General features: G+C 55.6%; 23 protein-coding genes. 10 read left to right on the top strand and 13 right to left on the bottom strand.

Annotated features, from left to right (window positions below):
* Nucleotides 1-9 precede the first annotated feature (9 nt).
* From ACQE3E_RS05170 to ACQE3E_RS05155, 4 genes are all read left to right on the top strand, one after another.
* A complete protein-coding gene (locus ACQE3E_RS05170; protein WP_064024177.1) occupies nucleotides 10-534 on the top strand; it encodes a cytochrome C oxidase subunit II in 525 nt (174 codons plus the stop codon).
* Complete coding sequence (locus ACQE3E_RS05165; RefSeq protein ID WP_313728808.1) at nucleotides 527-2,146, top strand: cbb3-type cytochrome c oxidase subunit I; 1,620 nt, start codon at nucleotides 527-529, stop codon at nucleotides 2,144-2,146. The genes ACQE3E_RS05170 and ACQE3E_RS05165 overlap by 8 nt, the downstream gene beginning before the upstream one ends.
* A 2-nt stretch (nucleotides 2,147-2,148) precedes the next feature.
* On the top strand, nucleotides 2,149-2,799 hold the full coding sequence (locus tag ACQE3E_RS05160) for a c-type cytochrome (RefSeq protein ID WP_313728809.1): 651 nt from the start codon (nucleotides 2,149-2,151) through the stop codon (nucleotides 2,797-2,799).
* A 76-nt stretch (nucleotides 2,800-2,875) separates the two neighbouring features.
* On the top strand, nucleotides 2,876-3,664 hold the full coding sequence (locus tag ACQE3E_RS05155) for an elongation factor-1 alpha (protein ID WP_071154839.1): 789 nt from the start codon (nucleotides 2,876-2,878) through the stop codon (nucleotides 3,662-3,664).
* 10 nt (nucleotides 3,665-3,674) lie between these two features.
* On the opposite strand, the gene ACQE3E_RS05150 is transcribed toward ACQE3E_RS05155, so the two are convergent.
* The 11 genes from ACQE3E_RS05150 to rsxA all read right to left on the bottom strand — a co-directional run bounded on the left by ACQE3E_RS05150 (nucleotide 3,675) and on the right by rsxA (nucleotide 12,418).
* Complete coding sequence (locus tag ACQE3E_RS05150; RefSeq protein WP_313728810.1) at nucleotides 3,675-4,598, bottom strand: HDOD domain-containing protein; 924 nt, start codon at nucleotides 4,596-4,598, stop codon at nucleotides 3,675-3,677.
* Nucleotides 4,599-4,616: 18 nt separating this feature from the next.
* Nucleotides 4,617-5,918 (bottom strand): sigma-54 interaction domain-containing protein, encoded by a 1,302-nt coding sequence (locus tag ACQE3E_RS05145; protein ID WP_313728811.1) that lies wholly within the window; start codon nucleotides 5,916-5,918, stop codon nucleotides 4,617-4,619.
* 327 nt (nucleotides 5,919-6,245) lie between these two features.
* Complete coding sequence (bfr, locus tag ACQE3E_RS05140) at nucleotides 6,246-6,710, bottom strand: bacterioferritin (protein WP_064024262.1); 465 nt, start codon at nucleotides 6,708-6,710, stop codon at nucleotides 6,246-6,248.
* Between the two features lie 23 nt (nucleotides 6,711-6,733).
* Nucleotides 6,734-6,937 (bottom strand): (2Fe-2S)-binding protein, encoded by a 204-nt coding sequence (locus ACQE3E_RS05135; protein WP_313728812.1) that lies wholly within the window; start codon nucleotides 6,935-6,937, stop codon nucleotides 6,734-6,736.
* A 2-nt stretch (nucleotides 6,938-6,939) separates the two neighbouring features.
* The gene (locus tag ACQE3E_RS05130) at nucleotides 6,940-7,203 is read right to left on the bottom strand and encodes an RnfH family protein (protein ID WP_064024187.1); all 264 of its coding nucleotides are present in this window, start codon (nucleotides 7,201-7,203) and stop codon (nucleotides 6,940-6,942) included.
* A gap of 12 nt (nucleotides 7,204-7,215) precedes the next feature.
* Nucleotides 7,216-7,920, bottom strand: coding sequence for an electron transport complex subunit E (locus ACQE3E_RS05125; RefSeq protein ID WP_064024189.1), 705 nt, complete (start codon nucleotides 7,918-7,920; stop codon nucleotides 7,216-7,218).
* Between the two features lie 41 nt (nucleotides 7,921-7,961).
* The gene (rsxG, locus tag ACQE3E_RS05120; protein WP_083385532.1) at nucleotides 7,962-8,699 is read right to left on the bottom strand and encodes an electron transport complex subunit RsxG; all 738 of its coding nucleotides are present in this window, start codon (nucleotides 8,697-8,699) and stop codon (nucleotides 7,962-7,964) included.
* A gap of 8 nt (nucleotides 8,700-8,707) precedes the next feature.
* Entirely contained in the window at nucleotides 8,708-9,769 is a 1,062-nt protein-coding gene (locus ACQE3E_RS05115) for an RnfABCDGE type electron transport complex subunit D (protein WP_313728813.1), read from the bottom strand.
* Entirely contained in the window at nucleotides 9,766-11,280 is a 1,515-nt protein-coding gene (rsxC, locus tag ACQE3E_RS05110) for an electron transport complex subunit RsxC (RefSeq protein WP_313728814.1), read from the bottom strand. The genes ACQE3E_RS05115 and rsxC overlap by 4 nt, the downstream gene beginning before the upstream one ends.
* An 11-nt stretch (nucleotides 11,281-11,291) precedes the next feature.
* Nucleotides 11,292-11,825, bottom strand: coding sequence for an electron transport complex subunit RsxB (gene rsxB, locus ACQE3E_RS05105; RefSeq protein WP_064024196.1), 534 nt, complete (start codon nucleotides 11,823-11,825; stop codon nucleotides 11,292-11,294).
* An 11-nt stretch (nucleotides 11,826-11,836) separates the two neighbouring features.
* The gene (gene rsxA / locus ACQE3E_RS05100; RefSeq protein WP_064024198.1) at nucleotides 11,837-12,418 is read right to left on the bottom strand and encodes an electron transport complex subunit RsxA; all 582 of its coding nucleotides are present in this window, start codon (nucleotides 12,416-12,418) and stop codon (nucleotides 11,837-11,839) included.
* A gap of 344 nt (nucleotides 12,419-12,762) precedes the next feature.
* Between rsxA and nifL the strand changes: the two genes are divergently transcribed.
* On the top strand, nucleotides 12,763-14,397 hold the full coding sequence (gene nifL, locus ACQE3E_RS05095) for a nitrogen fixation negative regulator NifL (RefSeq protein WP_313728815.1): 1,635 nt from the start codon (nucleotides 12,763-12,765) through the stop codon (nucleotides 14,395-14,397).
* Nucleotides 14,390-15,916 carry a nif-specific transcriptional activator NifA gene (nifA, locus tag ACQE3E_RS05090; protein ID WP_064024199.1) on the top strand — a complete coding sequence of 509 codons (1,527 nt, stop codon included), beginning with the start codon at nucleotides 14,390-14,392 and terminating at the stop codon, nucleotides 15,914-15,916. The genes nifL and nifA overlap by 8 nt, the downstream gene beginning before the upstream one ends.
* 241 nt (nucleotides 15,917-16,157) lie before the next feature.
* Here nifA and fchA read toward each other — a convergent pair whose 3' ends face one another.
* Nucleotides 16,158-16,787, bottom strand: a complete 630-nt coding sequence (gene fchA, locus ACQE3E_RS05085; RefSeq protein ID WP_313728816.1) for a methenyltetrahydrofolate cyclohydrolase — start codon at nucleotides 16,785-16,787, stop codon at nucleotides 16,158-16,160.
* 9 nt (nucleotides 16,788-16,796) lie between these two features.
* Nucleotides 16,797-18,170: a cysteine--tRNA ligase gene (gene cysS, locus ACQE3E_RS05080; protein ID WP_313728817.1), complete on the bottom strand. Its 1,374-nt coding sequence runs from the start codon at nucleotides 18,168-18,170 to the stop codon at nucleotides 16,797-16,799.
* 181 nt (nucleotides 18,171-18,351) lie between these two features.
* On the opposite strand from cysS, the gene ACQE3E_RS05075 reads away from it, so the two are divergent.
* The 4 genes from ACQE3E_RS05075 (at nucleotide 18,352) to ACQE3E_RS05060 (ending at nucleotide 22,141) form a co-directional block, all read left to right on the top strand.
* Nucleotides 18,352-18,864, top strand: a complete 513-nt coding sequence (locus tag ACQE3E_RS05075; protein ID WP_269454742.1) for a peptidylprolyl isomerase — start codon at nucleotides 18,352-18,354, stop codon at nucleotides 18,862-18,864.
* 4 nt (nucleotides 18,865-18,868) lie between these two features.
* Nucleotides 18,869-19,639 carry a UDP-2,3-diacylglucosamine diphosphatase gene (locus ACQE3E_RS05070; protein WP_313728818.1) on the top strand — a complete coding sequence of 257 codons (771 nt, stop codon included), beginning with the start codon at nucleotides 18,869-18,871 and terminating at the stop codon, nucleotides 19,637-19,639.
* A gap of 307 nt (nucleotides 19,640-19,946) precedes the next feature.
* Nucleotides 19,947-20,723 (top strand): S1C family serine protease, encoded by a 777-nt coding sequence (locus tag ACQE3E_RS05065; protein WP_313728819.1) that lies wholly within the window; start codon nucleotides 19,947-19,949, stop codon nucleotides 20,721-20,723.
* Between the two features lie 29 nt (nucleotides 20,724-20,752).
* Nucleotides 20,753-22,141 carry a TIGR03013 family XrtA/PEP-CTERM system glycosyltransferase gene (locus tag ACQE3E_RS05060; protein WP_064024211.1) on the top strand — a complete coding sequence of 463 codons (1,389 nt, stop codon included), beginning with the start codon at nucleotides 20,753-20,755 and terminating at the stop codon, nucleotides 22,139-22,141.
* Nucleotides 22,142-22,313: the final 172 nt, after the last annotated feature.

Here is a 22,313-nt window from a genome sequence, read left to right as displayed (position 1 = left end):
GGGGGCACCATGCATATCGATAAACTGGAACGAAATTGGGCCGGTGTCGCGCTGGGTATCGCCGGCGTGTTCGTCTCGGCCATTCTCGGCTCGGCCTTGCTGCACGGCATACACGCGCCGAGCAATGTCGAAACCATAGACTCGGCCAAACTGCATTTGTCCAAGGAATTCGCCGAGGACAAACTCGGCGCCAGCCGCAACCCGGACGGCAGCGTCACGGTGCGCATGGTGGCCGGCCGCTACGGCTTTTTCCCAAAAACCCTCACGGTGCCGGCGGAAACGCCGATCACCTTCCGCTGGGTCAGCCTGGACGTCATCCACGGCGTCCACATGCCGATGACCAACATGAGCACGATGATCGTGCCGGGCTATGTCGCCCAGGTCAAGACCGAACTGCACCACACCGGCGACTATCCCTTGCTGTGCAACGAGTATTGCGGCATGGGCCACGCCCACATGTGGAGCAACATCAAGGTGGTAGGCAAGGCCGAGTGGGACGCGCTGGCCAAGCAAGGGGGAGAACAACATGGATAACGCAAGCGCGAAAAAACTGGCGCTGACCCATCTGTGGGTCGCGTTCGCCGCCTTCGGTTTGGCGGCGTTGATGGGGCTGTACCAAGTCATTGAACGTAGCGGTTTCTTTGGCTTTTTGGAGTCGCGGGAAGTGTATTACGCCTCGGTCAGTACCCATGGCGTGCTGATGGGCTTTGTACTGACGACGTTTTTCATCATGGGCTTCGGCTACTACGTGGCCACCAGCACACTGAAACTGCCAATCTGGAACCTAAGTTTTGCTTGGAGCGGTTTTGGCGTTGCCCTGACCGGCGTGGTGCTGGCCGCGCTGCCGTTGCTGCTGGGCAAGGCCTCGGTGTTGTTTACCTTTTATCCGCCGTTGATGGCCCACCCGCTGTTTTATATTGGCGCGACCTTGCTGGTGGTCGGCTCGTGGTTCTGGTGCGTGTCGATGATCGTGATGTACATGCAATGGAAAAAAGCTCATCCTGGCCAAGCGGTGCCGTTGGCGATGTTCGCCACCACGGCCAATGCGATTCTGTGGCTGTGGACCAGCGTCGGCGTCGCGGTGGAAGTCCTATTTCAATTGATCCCGTGGGCCTTAGGCTGGATAGATACGATAGACGCCGGTCTGGCTCGTACGCTGTTCGCCTGGACCTTGCATCCCATCGTCTATTTCTGGCTGATTCCGACCTATACCGCGTTTTATACCCTGGTCCCCAAACAGGCCGGCGGTTATTTGTTCAGCGACGAAATGGCCAGAGCCGCGTTCATTCTGTTGGTCGTCTTCAGTTTGCCGATAGGCTTCCACCATTTGTACATGGATCCTGAGCAAGGCCACGGCTGGAAAATCCTGCACGCGATCGGCACCTTCGTCGTCACGTTGCCGACCTTCATCACCGGTTTTACCGTGATCGCCTCGCTGGAAATCGCCGGCCGCCTTAACGGCGGCAAGGGCTTGTTCGGCTGGATCGCCGCGCTGCCGTGGAACAACCCAATGGTGTTGGCGCTAATTCTGGGCTTGCTGATGCTGATCTTCGGTGGCTTCGGCGGCCTGGTCAACGCCAGCTATGCAATGAACGCGATGGTACATAACACGGCCTGGGTATCCGGCCATTTCCATCTGATCTTCGGCGGCACGACCATCATCATGTATTTCGGGATCGCCTATTATTTCTGGCCGGTTCTGACCGGCAAGCCGCTGCATTGCCCGTCGTTGGCGATCACCCAATTGTGGACTTGGTTCGTCGGCATGATCATCATGACCACGCCCTGGCACATTCTGGGTTTGCTAGGCCAGCCGCGGCGGATAGACAGCGTCAATTACAACAACTTGCTGACCTTGTCCTGGGAGCCCTACGAAGTCACGATGATCTTCGGCGGCACGATCCTGCTGGTGTCCTCCGGCATGTTGCTCTACAACCTGTATAAAACCCAGTGCGGTACGGAAGCCTACCGTGGTGAAGTCGAATACGCCGAACCGATTCGTCCGGTCCGGGATTTACCAGCCTATTTGAACAGTTTCGGATTGTGGAACGCGGTCATCGCGGTATTCATGTTGATTGCGTTCGGTTACCCGATTTTGCAATTCTTCCTGATGGAAACCTTCGGTTCCGGCAGATGGGGGGTCTGATCATGAAAAACCTATTCTGCTTGATCGCAGTACTGACACCCGTGCTGGTTTGCGCCGAACCCTCGTCGAAACTGGCGTGGACCGCCGAGCAATTGAGCTTGGTTGAATCCGGCAATCCGCAAAAAGGCCGGGAACTGGCGCAAGCCTGCGCCGCCTGCCACGGCGAGCAAGGCATCAGCGCCGTGCCGACCTACCCCTCGCTCGCCGGCCAATTGCCGACTTATTTATTCAAACAACTGCAAGACTACCGCGACGGCAGCCGGCAAAATCCACTGATGAACGGTATCGCCAAAGGCCTAACGCCGAGAGACGCTGCCGATTTGGCGGCGTGGTTTTCGACTCGACCTGCGGCGATTTTGTCGGCGAACGCGAAAGACGCCTACCCGACCGCCGAAAACTTGGTCAAGCGCGGCGACAAGCAGCGCTTATTGCCGCCGTGCGAAGTTTGCCACGGCACCGACGGCAAGGGGCAAGCGCAGGACGTTCCGGCGTTGTCCGGCCAAAGCGGGGATTATCTGGCCGCCAGCTTGCGCGCCTTTAAATCCGGCGAACGCCACAACGACATCTACGCCAGGATGCGGATTCTGGCCGAGACCTTAAGCGACTCCGAGATCGAGGCGCTTGGCTTGTACTACCAGAATAGTCAACAATAGCGAGCGCGAAAATCGCCCTCGCCCGTTCGGCGCTCACGCGCCGGACGGTATTTTCGTTTAGCCTCGGAATTGCGCCATGAACTGCGATCCACCTACTCTCGACCGCGCCGGTAAAGGCATCAATCTGATCAGCTTCGGCACCTCGATCAAACTGCTGTTCAGCGGTTATCTGACCACGGTCGGCGCCGGTTATCTGATGGCGCTGATTCAAATCCTGTTCACTCACGGGATGGCCGACGGCAAATTCGGCCTGTCGTTGGACGACATCGTCTACAGCTATTACGGCGACCGCTCCGGTTCGGTGTTGGAATCGAAACTGAACGGTTCGATGAAGTACAACGCCCCCGACCAGGAACGCTTCAAAATCATCCAGTGGGTGCGGGACGGCGCCGAGGAAGCGACTTACGATCGGGACATCAAGCCGATTGTCGAGACCCGCTGCTTGATGTGCCACAACGCCTCCGCCGGCTCGTTGCCGGACTTCGGCCGATTCGACAATTTAAAGAAACTGGCCGCTTCCAATGAAGGTGCCACGTTTCAATCGCTGATACGCATTTCGCACATCCACCTGTTTGGGATCAGTTTTATCTTCATGTTCGTCGGTATTATTTTCAGCTTCAGTACCGGCGTGCCTTGTAAGTACAAATATCCGGCCGTGGTGATGCCGTATTTGTTTTTACTGATCGACATCGCATCCTGGTGGTTGACCAAGCTTAATCCGCATTTCGCGCTACTGGTGATTCTCGCCGGTGCCGGCCTCGGCGTGGCGTTCGCGTTCATGTGGACAGTATCGATGTACCAAATGTGGATATTGGGCGGCGTGTTGAAACGCAAGGACCGCCGCAACGCGGTCATGCGCGACTAGTGGCGCGAGCTTATTCGGTCAGCTGTTCGGCGGTGGCGACGACCTTGGCCAGATCGTCATTCAGCCTGTCCAGTACTTCCCGGCACGCGTCCTGCGTCAGGCCCAACTGCTCGAGCGCCTGCTCCGAACAGGTCTGATTGGCGGCATCGCCGATCCCGAGTTCGCCGAGCAAGCTGTCGTTTGCGAAAGTCAGCAAATTCAGCATGTAATTGTCGCCTCGGTAACAAGGGTTGTGGTGATGATAAACGATGTCGGTTACCAATCGGGGCATCGACCAATCGTTCATTAGCCACGCCCCTATTTCGGCGTGATTGACGCCGAACGCGAAGTTTTCCAGGTGAAATACCACCAAGCTGGGATTGGCGGCGATCAAACCGCTCAAATAGGCGAATTCGTCCGGAAATCGATGGCCCAGCAACGGAAAACCAATGTTGTGCATCAGCGCCGCCAAAAACAAGGCTTGCGTCGACGGCCGACTCGGCTCCGGCATCGCCGCTGCTAATTTGGCCATCAACTGAGTACTGGCCAGCGCATGCGTCCAAAACATCCGGGTGCCGATCGGCCCGTCCTTGGGCGCTTTCAACGGCGCCAATACGGCTAAGCCCAAGGCCAGATCCATGACAAAGTCGAAACCCAGCACCCGGGTTATCGCATCATGCACCGACGTGATCTTGCCCCGGTAACCGTACAGGGCCGAACTGGCCCAGCGTATGATCTGAGCGGTCAACAAAGGATCAAGCTCGATGATTTCCGCCAACTTGGCGGCGTCGGCATGCGGGTCCGAAGTCAGTTTCAAGATACGCATCGCGCTACCCGGCAATGGCGGCAAGGCCTTGATTTGAGCCACGGTCTCCCGCATGTCGCGCGGCGGCGTGAATCCGTTGCGTTGCGGGCTGATGCTGGTTAAGGTCCAGTTGATAAGATTGGCTTCCATAACGATATGCTCCGCGACCTAATTCAAATTCAAACGGTTTAGTTTGCGATAAAGCGTGCGCTCGCTGATGTTCATTTCGGCGGCGATCAACTTGCGGTTGCCTTGATATTTGACGATCAGGCTGTTGATGAAATCGGCTTCCAATTCCGCCAAACTGTTCAAACAGGGCTTGCGCTCCGGCGTTGCCGCGACCGTCGCTTCGACCGCAGCCGCTTGGTTCAGCGGCTGCATGAAATGCACGCAAGCCTCCGAGACCACGCCGTTTTGCGACAAGCCGGCGGCGAGCTGCAAGCAATTGCGCAACTCGCGGATATTACCCGGCCATCCGTACTGCAGCAATTTGATTAAAGCCGGCTGGTTCAGCCGATAAGTACGGCCGTCGCGACCGCCGAGCTGCTCCAGAAAAAAATCGATCAACACCGGCAGATCCTGTTTGCGGTCGCGCAGGCGCGGCACGTCCACCGGAAACACCGAAAGCCGGTAAAACAAGTCCTCGCGAAACCGGCCCGCTTTAACCATATCGGCCAAATTACGGTGCGTGGCGCAGACGATACGCACGTCCGACTTCAACATGGTCGTTCCGCCAACCCGGCGAAACTGGCCGCTTTCCAAGGCTCGGAGCAATTTGGGTTGCTGCGACAACGGCAGATCGCCGATTTCGTCGAGAAACAAGGTACCACCGTTGGCCAGTTCGAACAGGCCTTTTTTGGCGACGGCGGCGCCGGTAAACGCGCCTTTCTCGTGGCCGAACAATTCGCTTTCGAATAAATCCTCGCCCAGTATCGTGCAGTCGACAATGACGAAATCCGCGTCGGCGCGCGGCGATTGGCGATGCACGAATTCGGCCGCCAATTCCTTGCCGGTACCGGTTTCGCCCAACAACATCACCGGCGCCTGGCTGACGGCGGCTTGCAACAACGTGGATTTGAAGCGGGTAAACGCCGCCGACTGGCCTATCATCGTCGGCCCGCTGTAAGCACCGGTCGGCTTGCTGATCGGAGCCAGGGTTTCACCCAAATACAGCGTGCCATCGGCATCCAGCAGCGGAAATCCCCGTACATTGAACGACAGCTCGGGCGGAACGGTACCGACACCGCCATGAACGCCCGCGTAACCTTCCAAGGACTGAAACAATTGCCGGTGGCGGCAGCGACCGCTATCGGCGCAACAGGGCCGACCAACCTGCTGCTGCCTATCGACGCCAAAACTTAATTCCCAAGCGCGATTCACCGCGACGATCCTTAAATCGGCATTGATGATCACGAACGGCAGATCGTGAGTCTCCAGCAATGATTCGAGCGTAAAGGCGTTTTGCAGCATAAATCCTTTCAGTGGGCACCGAACTGGCGATCGTTGGCCTTGGACGTCGGACAAGCCATGCGTGTCGTTCGTTGGTCCGGCCGGTAGAGAATCAAGCTGTCATTTTAGCGAGAAACCGACGATTCTGCTGAGCGCTGGGAAAAATCCCGTTGGCGCGATCAGCGCTCCGCAATGTCTTCGGAAAAAACGGCGGACGAACGCCAACACCATCGGTACCCGGTTTTACGCGAACGGGGAGGTTCGAAAGAAGATAACGTGAGAAAACGAAGCTTGGCCCCTTCCATACAGCCACGCGGAGGCGGTCGGATGGAAGAGGCGAAATAGGGATTACATCTGCGATTGCAGGTAATTTTGAATGCCGAGTTTTTCGATCAAATCCAGCTGGGTTTCCAGCCAATCGATATGTTCTTCCTCGCTTTCCAGAATATGCTCCAACAATTCGCGCGAAATGTAGTCGGCCACCGACTCGCAATAGGCAATCGCTTCCTTCAACAACGGCAACGCCAGTTGTTCCAGTTTAAGATCGCATTCCAGCATTTCCTTGGGATTCTCACCTATCATCAAGCGCCCCAAGCTTTGCAGATTGGGCAATCCTTCCAGAAACAACACCCGCTCTATCAAGCGATCGGCATGTTTCATTTCGTCGATGGATTCGTGATATTCCTTTTCGTTAAGTTTGTGCAAACCCCAATTCTTGAACATCCGCGCGTGCAAAAAATACTGGTTGATCGCGGTCAGTTCGTTTTCCAACACTTTGTTTAAAAACTCGATGACTTTTTTATCGCCTTGCATGTCGATTCTCCCGGTGATTCGTTTTAATGATTGGTCACGGCATGGATGCTGGATGAACAGCCGGAAGATGCTTTGCCGAGCAATCGTTGCGAAAGCTCCCGGTTGCACTTACCGCATTCGCCGCCAACCCCGAAACAATTGGTTAATTGTTTACGCGAGGATACTCCACTGGCGATTGCCGCATCAAGCTGGCGTTCGGTAAATGCCTTACAAACGCAGACGTACATGGCTAAGCCACCCGGCGCCGCTGAACTTGATTGGGATCGGCGGTAATTTTGCGATAGATTTCCACCCGGTCGCCTTCCTTGACCACGGTATCGAGCTTGGCCAGTTTGCCGAAGATCCCGACCTTTTGCGTTTCCAGATCGATTTCCGGGTACTGGCTCAAAACACCGGATAATTCTATCGCCTCGGCGATGGTACTACCTTCCGGCACTTCCAGACGCATCCAGATTTGCCGGTCCGCTTGAGCGTAACAAACTCCTACGTTCATCGTTGACCTCGGTTATTCGACGACGGCTGCTTCGATCGGCGCGGCCGGTTGGACCGGTTTTTCGGCGGCCTTGCGATCGAACAGTCGCTTCAAGGCCACCATGAATCCCAACATGATGAATCCGCCCGGCGGTAGCGCCATCAGCAGAAAACCTTTGTATTCCGGAATCAACACGGTTTCCAGAAATTGAAAACTTTCGCCGAGCAATACCGACGCATTCGCGAACAAGGTACCCGCCGAACTGATTTCCCGCATCGCGCCGAGCACCACCATCGCGGCGGTGAAGCCGACGCCCATCATCAAGCCGTCCCACATCGACGGCAACACTTCCTGCTTGGAGGCGAAGGCTTCGGCCCGGCCCAAAATGACGCAGTTGGTAACGATCAGCGGAATAAACAAACCGAGCACCTTATGCAACTCGTGCATCCAGGCGTTCAGAAACAAATCGACCAAGGTCACCAGCGCCGCGATCAACAACACGAAGATCGGAATCCGAATTTCGGCCGGAATCAAATGCCGGCTGGCCGACACGGCGGCATTGGACGCCAGCATCACCACCATCGTCGCCAAGCCCATGCCCAGCCCGTTGGTCGCGGTACCGGTCACCGCCAAAAGCGGACACAAGGCCAAATTCTGGGTCAATACGACGTTGTTGTCCCACAGACCGTCTTTGGCGATTTTGCGGTAGGGCTCGGAAAACAATATCGAAAGATTCATGGATACACTCCGAAACGAAAACGTGGTTTACCAGGATGCGGCTATTCGGCGGCCAGCAGTTCGGCTTGATGGACGCGATAGAATTCCAGACCGCGCCGAATGGCTTGCACGACTTTACGCGGCGTGATGGTCGCGCCGCTGAATTGATCGAACACCCCGCCGTCCTTCTTGACCGCCCATTGTTCGACGGTCAGGTTATCCAGCGATTTGCCGTCGAAAGACAAGGCCCACTTGGATTTGGTAATTTCGATTTTGTCGCCGAGACCCGGCGTTTCGACGTGGGCAATCACCCGCACGCCCAGAATTTCGCCGTTTCGGTCCACACCCATGACCAGACTGATCGGTCCCGCATATCCGTCCGGCGCGATCAGCTTGAAACACACCGCGTTGACCGCGCCGGCTTTCTTGGCCAGATACACCTGCGTTTGCGGCGAGCCCAGATTCGCATCGGCGGAATCCAACATCACGCTATCTTCCAACAAGTTATTGTCGTGCAAATCTGCCGGCACCACCTGAGCCAAATTGGCCTGCAAGTCTTCCTGCAATCGCAGCGCGATCACGCCTCGGGTGGCCAGATCGGCCAAGCCCAGCAACAGCGCCGCCAATAACGCGAAACCCGCCAAAACGCCGGCCTGAAATTGCAATTGCGGCCGCAATGCCTGCAAATTCTCGGGCTCCAGCCAGACCGCCAGCTTACGTTTCAGCGTTTTGCCTGCGGAAATCGCCGCCGCCAGCGCTTCGCCGCCAGCCGCTTGTTTTTGCACGGGATCGGAACTCATCGGCAATCTCAGGAATTGGAAATGTCTAGCGGTTTACCGCTACGGTAACGTCCGTAAATACGCGGCCGAATGTAATGATCGATCAATGGAGTCACGGCGTTCATCAGTAAAATGGCAAAACCGGTGCCCTCGGGATACCCCCCCCAGGAACGAATTACGAATATCAACAAGCCGCAGCCGGCGCCGAAGATCACCTGTCCTTGCGGCGTATTCGGCGAGGTCACGTAATCGGTAGCGATAAAGAAGGCCACCAGCATGACTGCGCCGGAATTCAAATGCACCCACGGACTCAAGTAATGTTTGGCGTCCCACAAATGAAAGCCGGAGGACAGCAGGAAAATCGTCGCCAACAACGAAACCGGGATATGCCACTGGATCACGCCCTGCCGCATCAGCCACAGGCCGCCGCCGAGAATCAACAGCGTCGAAGTTTCGCCGAGACTACCGCGCTCCCAACCCAACATCGCCAAGAAGCCGGAATAGTCGCTCAATATGCCGGGTAATACGTGACCTTGTGAAAATTCGGTCTTGACCAGGCCCAGCGTGGTCGCACCGGTTACCGCATCAGCGTTGCTTAAGCCCGAAAATGTGATTGCGAAGCTGTCGAACACGCCAGGCCCGGTGAACAGCGGCGATACGTTCGCCCACGTCGTCATTTCGATCGGAAATGAAATCAGCAAGGCCACCCTGGCCAGCATCGCCGGATTAAATAAATTTTGTCCCAGACCGCCATAGACATGCTTACCCAACACAATAGCGATACCGGCGCCAACGACGCCTATCCACCAGGGTGCCCACGGCGGCAAGGTCATCGCCACCAGCAGGCCGGAGACGATCGCGGAACCGTCGCGCAAATAGGGTCCGGCCGCGACGCCTTTCAATTTCAGGCAGAACGCTTCAAAGGCCAGCGCCGAGAAGACCGTGACAACCAGCAAATACAAGGCCGGCCAACCGAATAGCAACACGCCGAAACCTACGGACGGTGCCATCGCCAGAATCACCAGACGCATGATCTGATCGGAACGGCGGGTAGCCAGTACGTGAGGACCACTAACCGGTTTTACACTCATACGGTTTCCTCCGCTTTCGCCTGGGCTTGTTGTGCCTGCTGCGCTTGTTGAGCGGCCAAACGGGCGGCGCGGGCTTCCTGAGCACGTTGCGCCTCGGCTTCGGCTTCCAGACGGATGCGCTCCATTCGCTGATTGCGTTCGTCGATCAGACGTTTGGTTTGTTCCGACTTGTGATCGGCCTGCTGGCGCTTGACCAGTTCGCCGGACGCGAATTTGAAGTAATGCACGAGCGGGATATTCGAAGGACAAACATAGGAACAGCTGCCGCAACTGATGCAATCCTTCAAGCCCAGATCGACTGCGGCATCGAGTTGGTTAACCTTGATCCGGCTAGCCATTTCCAACGGCAGCAAACCCACCGGGCAAGCCGTGACGCAACTCGAGCAGCGAATGCACGGTTGCACTTCGGGCTCTTCGATTTCGGCGGCCGTTAGAGCCAAAATACCATTGCACGCCTTGACTACCGGTACGTCGGCGATAGGCAGCGCATCGCCCATCATCGGTCCGCCCATCACCAAGCGGGCCATTTTGGTTTTATCCCAATCGCAGAATGCCAGCACTTCCGACATCAAGGTGCCGATCGGCACTTCGACGTTGCGAGGTTGGGCAACGGCGGCACCGGATACGGTAACCACCCTGGAAATTAACGGCTGACCCAGACAAATCGCTTTGTAAACCGCGTGGGCGGTCGCCACGTTGTGAACCACGACGCCAATATCGGCGGCTCGGCCATCGGCCGGAATTTCCTGACCGGTCAGATAACGCAGCATCTGCCGGTCCCAGCCCATCGGGTAGCGGGTCGGGACTTGGGATACCACGATATTCGGATAATCCCGGCAAGCATCGCGCATGGCCTGATACGCCGCCGGCTTATTGTCCTCGATACCGACCATCGCTTTGGGCGCGCCCATGCCTCGCAGCATCAGGCGGATACCGGCGACAATTTCGTCGGCTTTTTCCTGCATCAACCTATCGTCGCAGGTCAGGTAGGGCTCGCATTCTCCAGCATTGATCAACAATGTATGAATTTTGCTTTTTCGGCCCAGACTGAGTTTAACGGCGGACGGAAACACCGCACCGCCCAAGCCAACCACGCCCGCGGAGCCGACCATCGCGCAAATCGTTTCCGCATCAAGTTCAAACGGATCGTCGGGCACTTCCAGCGGCGCCCATTCGTCGTGTCCGTCGCTTTCGATGACAACGGTTCGAATCGGCAACGCGGACGGATGCGGCGCCGGAAAATCTTTCACGTCGGCGACAACGCCCGATGTTGGTGCATGAACCGGCGCCGAAATGGTGCCTTGACTATAGGCCAGTAGTTGACCCTTTAGAATTCTTTCGCCGACCTTGACGACTGGCTCGGCGGGCTTGCCGACGTGCTGCTGCACCGGAATGTAGAGCTTTTTCGGAATCGGAAAGCCGCTGGCGATACTCAGCTTCGCCGTTTCGCTCTTATGCTCTTCGGCATGGACGCCGCCGCGTAATCTAGGATTTTCAAACCATCCAAACATAAACTTTTTCCTTACGCCGCCAAAGGCTTGGGCCAGCGCCAGTTCCGCAAGGTGACTTCGACGGGATGCATTTGCAGGCACTCGGTCGGGCAAACTTCCACACATTTTTTACAGCCTATGCAGGCATCCGCAACGACCGCATGGATTTGTTTTGGTGCGCCGACGATCGCATCGGTGGGGCAGACCTTAAAGCAGCGAGTGCAACCGGTGCACGTCTCTTCGCTGACCCTAGCGACCATCGGTTCTTGATCCTGAGTCTGGCTCAAGTCGACATCGACACCCAGCAGTTTGGCCAGTTGCTCGACCAAGGCCGTGCCGCCCGGCGGACATAAGGTTACCGGCGCGGCGCCGGATACCACGGCCTCGGCCGCCGGCCGACATCCTGGAAAGCCGCATTGGCCGCACTGCGAACCCGGCATTAATTCTTCCACTCGCTCGACCAGCGGATCGGATTCCACTTTCAGATATTTAGCGGCAATGCCCAGACTGATGCCCAGAAACAGGCCCAGAGCGGTCAAAATCACTATCGCGGATAAAACGTACATGGCTGCGCCTCTTATTTGCTGTATAGACCCGCAAATCCCATGAATGCCAGCGACATAATGCCGGCGGTGATAAACGCAATGGGGGTGCCTGAAAAAAGTGCCGGTACAGCCATCAACGCCAAGCGTTCACGGAGACCGGCAAAGAGCACCATCACCAGGGTAAAACCCAATGCCGAACCAAAGCCGAACAACAGGCTTTGGACGAAGTTGTATTGTTCTTGGATGTTTAGCAAGGCCACGCCCAAGACTGCGCAATTGGTAGTGATCAGCGGCAAGAAAATACCCAACACCTGATACATCACCGGACTAGTCTTATGAATGACCATTTCGGTGAACTGCACGACGGCGGCGATCACTAAAATAAAACCCAACACTCTTAAAAAGCCGATGTCGAACGGCAACAGCAAGCGGTGCTCCAATACCCAACTCGCGGCCGAGGCCAGCGTCAGTACGAAGGTGGTCGCCAAGCCCATGCCCAATGCGGTATCAAGTTTGTTGGAAACGCCCATGAACGGGCATAATCCGAGGAACTTGACCAGCACCACGTTGTTTACCAGCGCCGTGCCCAATATCAGCAATAAGTATTCGCTCATCGTTTTAAGAACCTTGTGTAGTGTTAACTATTCAGCATCATCCGTGCCAAGCGACTATCTCGGCGAATACCCGCCGAATCCCGCGAAATCAGGGCTCAGGTTTCCTGTAAGCTCTGTGCCAAAAAACACAGATTCAAAACAAGCGGGCAAATAAATGTCGTAAACCTTACAATTAGCCGGGAATAAGCAACAGCAGACTAGCCTTACCAACTTTGGCGTCCAAATTGCATATGCTTTTAAGGAAATACCGGCCCGGAGCCGGTCGCCCTTGCCGCCGGCTTTGCTGTCGATTGCTCGGCGGGCAACAATCATTCATCCGGAATATACCTAGAGAGCAGTTTGCCATGACCAAATCCACCCGTGACTTCATGCTGGGCGAAATCGAGATCGACACGGCCAATCTGTTGGCGCCCGGCCAGGCCGATACCACCCCGGCCAAGCGCGGCGACAAGCGAAACCAAACCCTACCTTTCTCGCTGTTCGTGAAAGCGGTCGAACAAGCCCCGGTCGCCATATCGATCACCGATAAAAAAGCCAATATCCTGTATATCAACGACGCCTTCACCCAAGTGACCGGCTACCACGCCGCCGAAATTCTGGGCCAAAACGAATCCAAGCTCTCCGACAAGTCCACGCCCCGGCAAATTTATTACGACCTATGGCACACCATTTCCCGCAAGCAAGTTTGGCACGGCCAGTTGGTCAACCGGCGTAAACTGGGAGACCGCTATTTGGCGGACCTGACGATCGCGCCGATGTTCGACGAACGCGGCGCCATCAGTCATTACATCGGCATGCACCGGGACGTCACCCAGGCTCACCACGTCGAACAGCAGGTCAGTAACCAAAAGCAATTGATCGAATCGGTGCTGAACGCATCGCCGGTGGCGATGGCGGTATTGGACAGCGACAAGCGGGTGGTCCTGGACAACCAAATGTACAAGATGCTGATCAGCGAACTGGATAAACCGGAACCGGCATTGTTTTTCCTCGACGCGTTGGAGCAGGACATGGGCGATCTGTGGAACGCCGCCACGACTCGCCAAGGCTTCACCAACCGGGAAATCCGTTACGACGGCACCGGCATCCGCGGCACCCGCTGGTTTTCCTGCTCCGGCAACTGGTTTACCGAAAACGACGTCTGCGCCGACACTTTCTTCGCCAAGCAGTTTAAAGACTATCTATTGTTGAGCGTCAACGACATCACACTACAGCGTCGCCAGCAGGAAAAACTGCAGATTCAGACTTTGCGCAATTTGTTGACCGAGGAAGAACACATACGCAGCATCCGCGAAACCCTGTTGGGCGCGATGCACCAAATCCGCCAGCCGCTCAATCAAATTCACGCGGCGATACAGATCATGAGTCAGCGCAACGACTCGCACAACCAGCCGTTGCGCGACCTGCTCAGTCAGGTACAAGCCATGGGCGAGGAAACCCTGGCGACTTTGCAACGCTGCGTGCCCGAGATCCCGGAATCGGCGGTCGTACCCGTCAATTTGAATCAACTGCTGCACGAGGTAATGCTGCTCTACAGCACCAAGTTTCTAGCCAACGGCATCGTCGTCGATTGGTTGCCCAATCCGGTTTTGCCTTCTATCCTCGGGTCGGAGAACAAACTGCGCATGCTGTTCAAACAACTGATCGACAATGCGGTCAATGCCATGAACCGTGCCGGCAGTCGCGAACGGCTGATCAAGATCAGCACCGCCAGCGACCGCGCCTGGGTACACGTGGCTATCGACGATACCGGCCCCGGCATCCCGGCGAATCAACGCAGCAAAGTGTTCGAACCGTTTTTCACCACTTCGCCGACGATGGGCAGCGTACAGGCCGGCATGGGGCTGGTAATGGCGAAGGAAATTGTCAACCAGCACAACGGCATGATCGAAATCGATCCGGACTATCAAAACGGCTGCAGTTTCAAACTCAGTTTTCCCTGTCAAAAAAACTCAGCCATGGTGAGCATCCATGAGTGAAAGATTACTACTGGTCGAATCGGAACTGGACACCCTGTATTTGGTCAGCCAACTTCTCAATAGCACCCACGATCTGAGAACCAAACTGAAGGGGATATTGGAGATACTGCACAAACGTACCGGCCTGCATTTCGGGATGATCACGCTACGCGACATTGAAGACGACAGCATGAGCATCTGCGAAATCTACGGCGAAGACATCGACCGTTCGGTCCGCTACCAACCCGGCGAAGGCTTGGTCGGTGCGATTTTGGACGAAGGCAGCACCATCGTCGTGGAGCGCATCGCCGACGAACCGCGCTTCTTAAGCCGGCTCGGCGTATACAACCCCGACCTACCCTTCATCGGCTCGCCGCTGGCCGTCGAACAAGGAGAAGTAGTCGGCATCCTGGCGGCTCAGCCATGCGACGCAGGCTTCCTCGGCGAACGCGCCCGCTTCATGGAAATGGTTGCCAACCTGATCGCCCACAGCGTCAACATGCTGCGGGTCATGGAACGCAAACAAAACGAACTGGCCAGCGAGCGCGACTACCTCAAACAGACTCTGGTCAAAAACTATCGCTTCGAAAACATCATCGGCCATTCCGAACCGATGCTGAAGGTGTTCGACATCATTCGTCAGGTCGCAAAATGGCATACCACCGTTTTAATTCGCGGCGAATCCGGCACAGGTAAGGAAGTAGTCGCCAGTTCCATCCACTTCAACTCGGCCTGCGCCAACGGCCCGTTTCTGAAACTGAACTGTGCGGCACTACCGGACACCTTGCTCGAGTCCGAGTTGTTCGGTCACGAAAAAGGCGCGTTCAGCGGCGCGATCGGTCAACGCAAGGGCCGCTTCGAACTGGCCGATGGCGGCACCTTATTTCTCGACGAGATCGGCGAAATCTCGGCTTCGTTCCAAGCCAAACTATTGCGGGTATTGCAAGAGGGCGAATTCGAGCGGGTCGGCGGCGTCCGCACCCTGAAAGTCAACGTCCGCATCATCGCCGCAACCAACCGCAATCTGGAGCAGGAGGTGGCCGACGGCAACTTCCGCGAGGACTTGTATTACCGGCTGAACGTGATGCCTATCAATATGCCGCCGCTGCGCGAGCGCATCGAAGACATTCCGGAACTGGCCAGCTTTTTACTGAACCGGATTTCCAAGCAACAAGGCGGCCGGCCGCTGGAAGTCAAGGAAAGCGCGATCCGCATTTTGATGAAACACGACTGGCCCGGCAATGTCCGCGAATTGGAAAACCGCCTGGAACGCGCCGCGATTATGAGCCAGGACGGCGTCATCGATCGCGACGTAATTGCCGCGACCGGGCTGGAAAGCGAAATTGGCATCGGCCGGACGCCGCAACAAATTAAGCAAATCGATCTGCACGACGAAAACATGGACGAGCGGGAAAGAGTAATCGCCGCGCTGGAGCAAAGCGGCTGGGTGCAAGCCAAGGCAGCTCGATTGTTGGATATGACGCCTAGGCAGATCGCCTATCGGATTCAAACCTTGAATATTAACGTCAAACAGCTTTGAGCCAATCCGCGCCTAAGCCTGCTGCAACTGCCGTTGCCGTTAGGTTAAGCCGTTCGCTAAGCAGAGCCGAAGCGAACGGTTGGCTTCGGCTCCGCTCAGCCAGCAGCTTAGTTCGGCTTCCGCTCAGCCCAGCCTAGATCGACCGTAAGCACTTAACTTATCGGCTTTGGACCTGTTGTAACCTAGACAGCTCAAAGCAAACGCCCCGATAGTCGAGCGGCTGATTTGGGCGATTGGCGAGTTAAAGTTTGTCTTGCACGATCCGATAAATGGCATCGGCCTCCTGCTCGCCTGTCGTCAACAAGACTTGCAACTCCGCCATTCGGCTGTCGGCAAACGCCCTATCCTTCAAGGCGCCGGCGTTGATCCGAACGTTCAGCGCCGCGCTTTTCAAGCCGGCATAGGCCGCCATCACCGCGACGCCGGCATCGCTGATTACCGCCTGCCCACCTTTTTCGGCCGCAACCCGGCTCAATGCAATCGCTTGCGCGCAAGCCTTGGCGCAGGCCAGCGGCACATCGGTGGCCTCTTTGAGCACCGCCTGAATCCGCTCCAAACGGTAGGCTTTTTCCGCATCGGTGGTCTTGGGCAGGCCGTAACAGGCCATCAAGCGATCGAACACCTCGACGTCGGCCTTGATCATGCCGATCAGAGTTTCGCGCAAGCTCTCGGCTTCGACCAGCAACGCCCGCATCTCGGCATCGACTTCGGCATATTTGGGTTTGCCTATCGTCAGATTACAAACCATCGAAACCAACGCAGCGCCTTGCGCTCCCAACAGCGCCGCCGCGCTACCCCCGCCCGGTGTCGCTTGTTTGCTGGCTAGTTCGTCGAGAAACAGTTGAACGGATTGATCTTTGATTTCAGTCATTTCTGTCTCTCAGTTTTCCCGCCGCCAAATGGTGTTCCCGCCGGCCACATCTTCCAGAATGACGCCCGAGCTTTTTAGGCGATCCCGGATCGCGTCCGCTCGCGCCCAATCTTTATTGGTTTTGGCGACTTTACGATCGGCAATCAAACTTTCAATGTCGGCCTCGGATAAACCGTCCGCGCCGCTACCGCCTTTCAGAAAATCGTCCGGATCGTCTTGCAGCAATCCCAAAATTCCGGCCAAACGCTTTAACGTCGTCGCCAGTTGGGCTTTGTGTTCGGTTTTGTTCAATTCGCGAGCCAAATCGAAAAGTACCGCCAGGGCCACCGGCGTATTGAAGTCATCGTCCATCGCTTGCTCGAAACGCAGCCGATAATCGACGTCGATGTCGATGTCGGCGATTTCGACGCCGCGCAGTGCCGTATACAAACGTGTCAACGCGGTGCCGGCTTCGTCGAGCTGTTCGTCGGCGTAATTCAGCGGACTGCGGTAGTGGCTGGACAGTATAAAAAACCGAATCACTTCCGGCCGATATTGTTTCAGCACCTCTCGCACCGTAAAAAAATTGCCCAATGATTTGGACATTTTCTCTTCGTTAATCCGAACGAAACCGTTATGCATCCAATAATTGACGAAGGGCTGACCGGTGGCGCCCTCGGACTGGGCTATCTCGTTTTCGTGATGCGGAAACTGTAAATCCATGCCGCCGCCGTGAATGTCGAAGTGATTGCCGAGGCAGCAGGTGGACATCGCCGAGCATTCGATATGCCAGCCGGGACGCCCCATGCCCCAAGGCGACTCCCAGGCCGGTTCGCCGAGTTTGGCCATTTTCCACAACACGAAATCCAGCGGATCGCGTTTGGCCGTATCGACGCCGACCCGTTCGCCGGCATTCAAATCTTCGATGTTCTTGCCGGACAGCTTGCCGTAACCGTCGAAACGGCTGACCGCGTAAAACACGTCGCCATTGCCGCCGACGTAGGCGTAGCCCTTGTCGATCAGCGTTTCTATCATCCGGATGATGTCGGCAATCGATTGAGTAGCGCGCGGCTCGATGTCCGGCGGCAATACCGCCAGCGCCCTTTCGTCCTCGTGCATTGCGGCGATAAAACGCTCGGTCAATTCGGTAAAGGCTTCGCCGTTTTCGTTGGCGCGCTGAATGATTTTATCGTCTATATCGGTGACGTTCCGCACATACGTCAGTTGGTATCCCGCATGGCGCAAATAGCGGGCCACGGTATCGAAAACCACCATCACCCGAGCGTGGCCGACGTGGCAATAGTCGTAAACAGTCATGCCGCAAACGTACATGCCGACCTTGCCGGGTTCCCGGGGAATGAATTCTTGCTTGCTGCGAGTCAGGGTGTTGTAAATTTTCAGCATCGGCGTTGATCGATTACGGCGCAAAGACTCCGCAATCTACCAAGATTCCGGCTTCTCTTTCAACATAAAAACACATAGAATTCGCCGCTTACAGCGCTAACGAGGATATTTCATGCGTAACCGGTTCGCTTACCTGATGCTGTTTTTATTTTCAACCCTTTCATTTGCAACGGAAAACAAAATGTCGGACTCCCAATCCAAAGTCAAATTGACCACCACGCTAGGCACCATCGTCATCCAACTCGACGCCGTCAAAGCGCCTGCATCGACGGCCAACTTCATTGCCTACGTGAACGACGGCTTTTATAACGGCACGATCTTCCATCGTGTCATTCCGGGGTTCATGGCTCAAGGCGGTGGTTTCGACACGTCGTTCAATCAAAAAGCCACCAAGGCCACCATCCAAAACGAAGCGAACAACGGCCTGAAAAACAAGCGCGGCACCATCGCGATGGCCCGTACCAACGATCCTCATTCGGCCACCGCGCAATTTTTTATCAATTATAAAGACAACGCCTTTTTAGACCATACCAACCAAACGCCTAGCGGCTGGGGCTATGCGGTATTCGGCGAAGTCGTCGAAGGCATGGATGTCGTCGATGCGATGGCCAAGCAACCCACCGCCAACCGCGGCATGCATCAAGACGTCCCCAAAACCGACATCGTCATTGAGAAAGCCGAAGTCGTCGAATAACGCCATGCCGCAATCCTCGCTAGAGACGCCGAAGCAGGCGTCTCTACACCCGGATATTCTGTTCATCTCCGACCTGCATCTGGCATGGGAAAAGCCGGGACTAACCCGGCGCTTTCTCGATTTCTTAAAGTACCGAGTCCCGCGCGCCCAAGCCGTCTATATACTCGGCGATCTCTTCGACGCCTGGATAGGCGACGACGACAAAACTCCGCCGAATCGAAGTATCAAAAAGGCATTAAGAGCGCTGACCGAAGCTGGAATCCGGATTTTTTTATTGCAAGGCAATCGGGATTTTTTGCTGGGCGAACAGTTTTGTCGGGAAACCGGCGTCACGTTGTTGGACGATTACAGTGTTATCGACTTGAACGGCACCCGAGTTTTATTGACGCATGGCGATTTGCTCTGTACCGACGACGAGGCTTACCAAGCGTTTCGGAAAAAATCCCGTAATCCTCGGTGGCGCAACAATGTACTGAGCAAACCATTGATACTTCGCCTGTTGGCCGCGCGCTGGTACCGCCTACGCAGCTTTTATCATAAGCGCGGCAAAACGGATGAAATCATGGATGTCAATCAACAAACCGTCGCCGAAACGATGCGCCAACATGGCTGCGACATTCTAATACACGGCCACACCCATCGCCCGAACCTGCACGAATTCCTGCTGGAAGGCCGCCATGCCAAGCGTTTCGTGCTGGCTGACTGGACGATGGACGGCGCCAGCGCACTGTGCTGGAACGGCTCCTCGTTTCAGCAGGAAAGGCTATACCCATAAAAAAACCGGTAACGCGGAACGGGATCTCACTGTTTCCCGATCGCGGCGCTACCGGCTGCACTATCTCCGCCCAAGTAGACCGGCCAATGCCGGTCAAGTTCCGCTGTTTCGGGAAAAAACCAACCGTAGCGACTCCGCGTCTCCAAATTCATCCAGCCATCCCGACCGAACCGTTTCCAAGCCAAAACTCTGCTTGGATCGAACCACCAACGAATTTGCGCCGCTACTCTCGGCAGGGTGTTAGTATTGACGACAAGATAGGCTAAACTTTAGGCATGGCTTCGTATGACCCCCTCGACAGTTCTGCATGATTAACTTAGCGGCATATTTTCTGGGTAGTGCTTTAACGCTTGCCGCCAGTGGCGACTTGCTTGCCAACGACAACAAACTTCCGGATACCATCGCCCTTATCAAACCCGGCGTGGTTGCTGTCGGAACTTACATGCCTACCCGTAATCCCAGGGCGCTGTTTTTGGCGACCGGCTTTGCGGTCGGTAACGGCGACCGGATCGTCACCAATGCCCATGTGCTCGAGAAAAAGCTGGACGGCGCCCGGTTGGAGCGTTTCGCGGTGTTCTATCTACAGGACCAAAAAGAGCACATGTTGATCGCGAATATTGCCGGCGTGGACGGAGAGCATGACTTGGCGATGCTGACGCTCGAAGGCGGCAAACTGCCGCCGCTGGAAATCGGCGATTCGCGAAAGGTTAAAGAAGGCGAGCAATTCGCTTTTACCGGCTATCCGATCGGCATGGTATTGGGCTTATACCCTGTCACCCATCACACCATGGTTTCAGCGATTTCGCCCAATGCAATCCCAGCCATCGCCACCAATCAATTGAATGTGAACATGCTGAGAAAACTGCAGACCCCGTACAACGTGTTCCAACTCGACGCGACCGCCTATCCGGGCAACAGCGGCAGCCCGCTTTACGATCCGGACTCGGGCAAGGTCGTCGGCATCATCAACAAGGTGTTCGTGCAAGGCAGCAAGGAAAACGCCATCACCAACCCCAGTGGCATCACTTATGCCATTCCGGCCGAATACATCCGAGCACTGGCCGGCCAAACGTCTCTCCAATAATTCTTCCCGGACCGTAATTCGCACCCAATATGATTCGAATCTTTCGACACTATATTTCAACGGCTTATTTATGGCTGTTAATCCTGGAATGGCTGGTCTTTTTTCTGGCGATGTATTGTGGCGCGACAGTCCGTTTTCTCTATACGGCCTCCTGGTATACCTCCAACGAACTGGGAGCCGCCGCCTTGATGTACTCAATGGTATTTACCGCCGCGTGCTCGGCGTTGGGGCTATACCGGAAAACGCTCGATAAGGAAGAATACAATATCCTACAGCGTATTAGTTTTGCGTTCGCCATTGCGGTTTTCATGTTGGCATTTATCTACTACGTGATTCCAGACCTGATGTTGGCACGTAGCGTTTTGATTTCCGCGTTGATTCTCTCCTACGCCGGGCTACTGCTGACCCGCCACCTGTTTTATCGTTTCGTGAACTTGGAAAAACTCAAGCGCCGGGTACTGGTCATCGGTTGCGGCCAGCGCGCCGGGGAATTGAGCGTCATCAATTCCAGTTACATTTATCGCGGCTTCGAAATTGTCGGTTATGTGACACTCGAAGACGAACCCATCAACGTACCGCACGCCATCGCACTCAACGAGAAATTGCGCTTGAACGACATTGTCGAAGCCGCCGAGGTCGACGAAATTGTCATCGCGGTGGACGATAGGCGCAAAAAGCTCCCTGTCGACGAGCTGCTGGACGTCAAGATGTCCGGCGTTCAAATCATGGATTTGCAAACCTTTTACGAGCGCGAACAGCGCTTGATATATCTGGAAACGTTAAGCCCGAGTTGGCTGGTGTTCTCCGACGGTTTCGTTAACGACGGCACCCGCCCTATCGTCAAACGCACGTTCGACGTGATTGCCAGCTTGTTATTGCTATCCGTCAGTTGGTGGATCATGGTGCTGACCATGATGGCGATCTACGTCGAAAGCGGCTTTGGCGCGCCGGTATTTTATAGGCAGCGGCGGGTAGGCTATCGTAGCGAGGTATTTAACGTCATCAAATTCCGCAGCATGCGAGTGGATGCCGAAAAAAACGGCGCGCAATGGGCCGCGCAAACAGACGACAGAGTCACCAAGGTCGGCAAGTTTATCCGCAAATATCGGATAGACGAGCTTCCGCAGCTGCTGAACGTGTTGAAAGGCGACATGAGCTTCGTTGGCCCAAGACCCGAACGCCCCGAATTTGTGCAAGGTTTCGAAGAACGCATCCCCTATTACAAGGAAAGGCACCGGGTAAAACCCGGTATCACCGGCTGGGCGCAGCTATGCTACCCCTACGGCGCCAGCGAGTACGACACCCTGCAGAAATTGCAATATGACTTATATTATGTAAAAAACTACAGTCTGTTTTTAGATTTGACCATCATGATGAGCACCGTCGAGGTCATCTTATGGGGTAAGGGAGCCAGATAGTTTTACCGAGCGCAACACCCCTCGCCTGTTAGCGCGAAATTAAGAACCTGTCCCTGGAACTATTATGGCAAACTGCGTTAAATGTTTAATATCCGATGCGGTACCCGGAGTCATACTCGGCAAAAATGGGATTTGCAATCTGTGCGAAAACTATAAACCGGAAGACAGCCAA

This window comes from Methylomonas sp. MED-D (assembly GCF_050276835.1).
Taxonomy (GTDB): domain Bacteria; phylum Pseudomonadota; class Gammaproteobacteria; order Methylococcales; family Methylomonadaceae; genus Methylomonas; species Methylomonas koyamae_A.
This window is presented reverse-complemented; position numbering and strand designations above follow the sequence as displayed.

What these genes read in the sequence shown, in the direction of transcription:
- ACQE3E_RS05145 (WP_313728811.1), bottom strand. Translation starts at nt 5,918, where the DNA reads ATGCTGCAAAACGCCTTTACGCTCGAATCATTGCTGGAGACTCACGAT.
- ACQE3E_RS05155 (WP_071154839.1), top strand. Translation starts at nt 2,876, where the DNA reads ATGAACTGCGATCCACCTACTCTCGACCGCGCCGGTAAAGGCATCAAT.
- ACQE3E_RS05165 (WP_313728808.1), top strand. Translation starts at nt 527, where the DNA reads ATGGATAACGCAAGCGCGAAAAAACTGGCGCTGACCCATCTGTGGGTC.
- ACQE3E_RS05115 (WP_313728813.1), bottom strand. Translation starts at nt 9,769, where the DNA reads ATGAGTGTAAAACCGGTTAGTGGTCCTCACGTACTGGCTACCCGCCGT.
- ACQE3E_RS05070 (WP_313728818.1), top strand. Translation starts at nt 18,869, where the DNA reads ATGCCGCAATCCTCGCTAGAGACGCCGAAGCAGGCGTCTCTACACCCG.
- ACQE3E_RS05150 (WP_313728810.1), bottom strand. Translation starts at nt 4,598, where the DNA reads ATGGAAGCCAATCTTATCAACTGGACCTTAACCAGCATCAGCCCGCAA.
- rsxG (WP_083385532.1), bottom strand. Translation starts at nt 8,699, where the DNA reads ATGAGTTCCGATCCCGTGCAAAAACAAGCGGCTGGCGGCGAAGCGCTG.
- rsxC (WP_313728814.1), bottom strand. Translation starts at nt 11,280, where the DNA reads ATGTTTGGATGGTTTGAAAATCCTAGATTACGCGGCGGCGTCCATGCC.
- ACQE3E_RS05060 (WP_064024211.1), top strand. Translation starts at nt 20,753, where the DNA reads ATGATTCGAATCTTTCGACACTATATTTCAACGGCTTATTTATGGCTG.
- fchA (WP_313728816.1), bottom strand. Translation starts at nt 16,787, where the DNA reads ATGACTGAAATCAAAGATCAATCCGTTCAACTGTTTCTCGACGAACTA.
- ACQE3E_RS05160 (WP_313728809.1), top strand. Translation starts at nt 2,149, where the DNA reads ATGAAAAACCTATTCTGCTTGATCGCAGTACTGACACCCGTGCTGGTT.
- ACQE3E_RS05065 (WP_313728819.1), top strand. Translation starts at nt 19,947, where the DNA reads ATGATTAACTTAGCGGCATATTTTCTGGGTAGTGCTTTAACGCTTGCC.
- rsxA (WP_064024198.1), bottom strand. Translation starts at nt 12,418, where the DNA reads ATGAGCGAATACTTATTGCTGATATTGGGCACGGCGCTGGTAAACAAC.
- nifL (WP_313728815.1), top strand. Translation starts at nt 12,763, where the DNA reads ATGACCAAATCCACCCGTGACTTCATGCTGGGCGAAATCGAGATCGAC.
- ACQE3E_RS05125 (WP_064024189.1), bottom strand. Translation starts at nt 7,920, where the DNA reads ATGAATCTTTCGATATTGTTTTCCGAGCCCTACCGCAAAATCGCCAAA.
- ACQE3E_RS05135 (WP_313728812.1), bottom strand. Translation starts at nt 6,937, where the DNA reads ATGTACGTCTGCGTTTGTAAGGCATTTACCGAACGCCAGCTTGATGCG.
- ACQE3E_RS05170 (WP_064024177.1), top strand. Translation starts at nt 10, where the DNA reads ATGCATATCGATAAACTGGAACGAAATTGGGCCGGTGTCGCGCTGGGT.
- bfr (WP_064024262.1), bottom strand. Translation starts at nt 6,710, where the DNA reads ATGCAAGGCGATAAAAAAGTCATCGAGTTTTTAAACAAAGTGTTGGAA.
- cysS (WP_313728817.1), bottom strand. Translation starts at nt 18,170, where the DNA reads ATGCTGAAAATTTACAACACCCTGACTCGCAGCAAGCAAGAATTCATT.
- rsxB (WP_064024196.1), bottom strand. Translation starts at nt 11,825, where the DNA reads ATGTACGTTTTATCCGCGATAGTGATTTTGACCGCTCTGGGCCTGTTT.
- ACQE3E_RS05130 (WP_064024187.1), bottom strand. Translation starts at nt 7,203, where the DNA reads ATGAACGTAGGAGTTTGTTACGCTCAAGCGGACCGGCAAATCTGGATG.
- ACQE3E_RS05075 (WP_269454742.1), top strand. Translation starts at nt 18,352, where the DNA reads ATGTCGGACTCCCAATCCAAAGTCAAATTGACCACCACGCTAGGCACC.
- nifA (WP_064024199.1), top strand. Translation starts at nt 14,390, where the DNA reads ATGAGTGAAAGATTACTACTGGTCGAATCGGAACTGGACACCCTGTAT.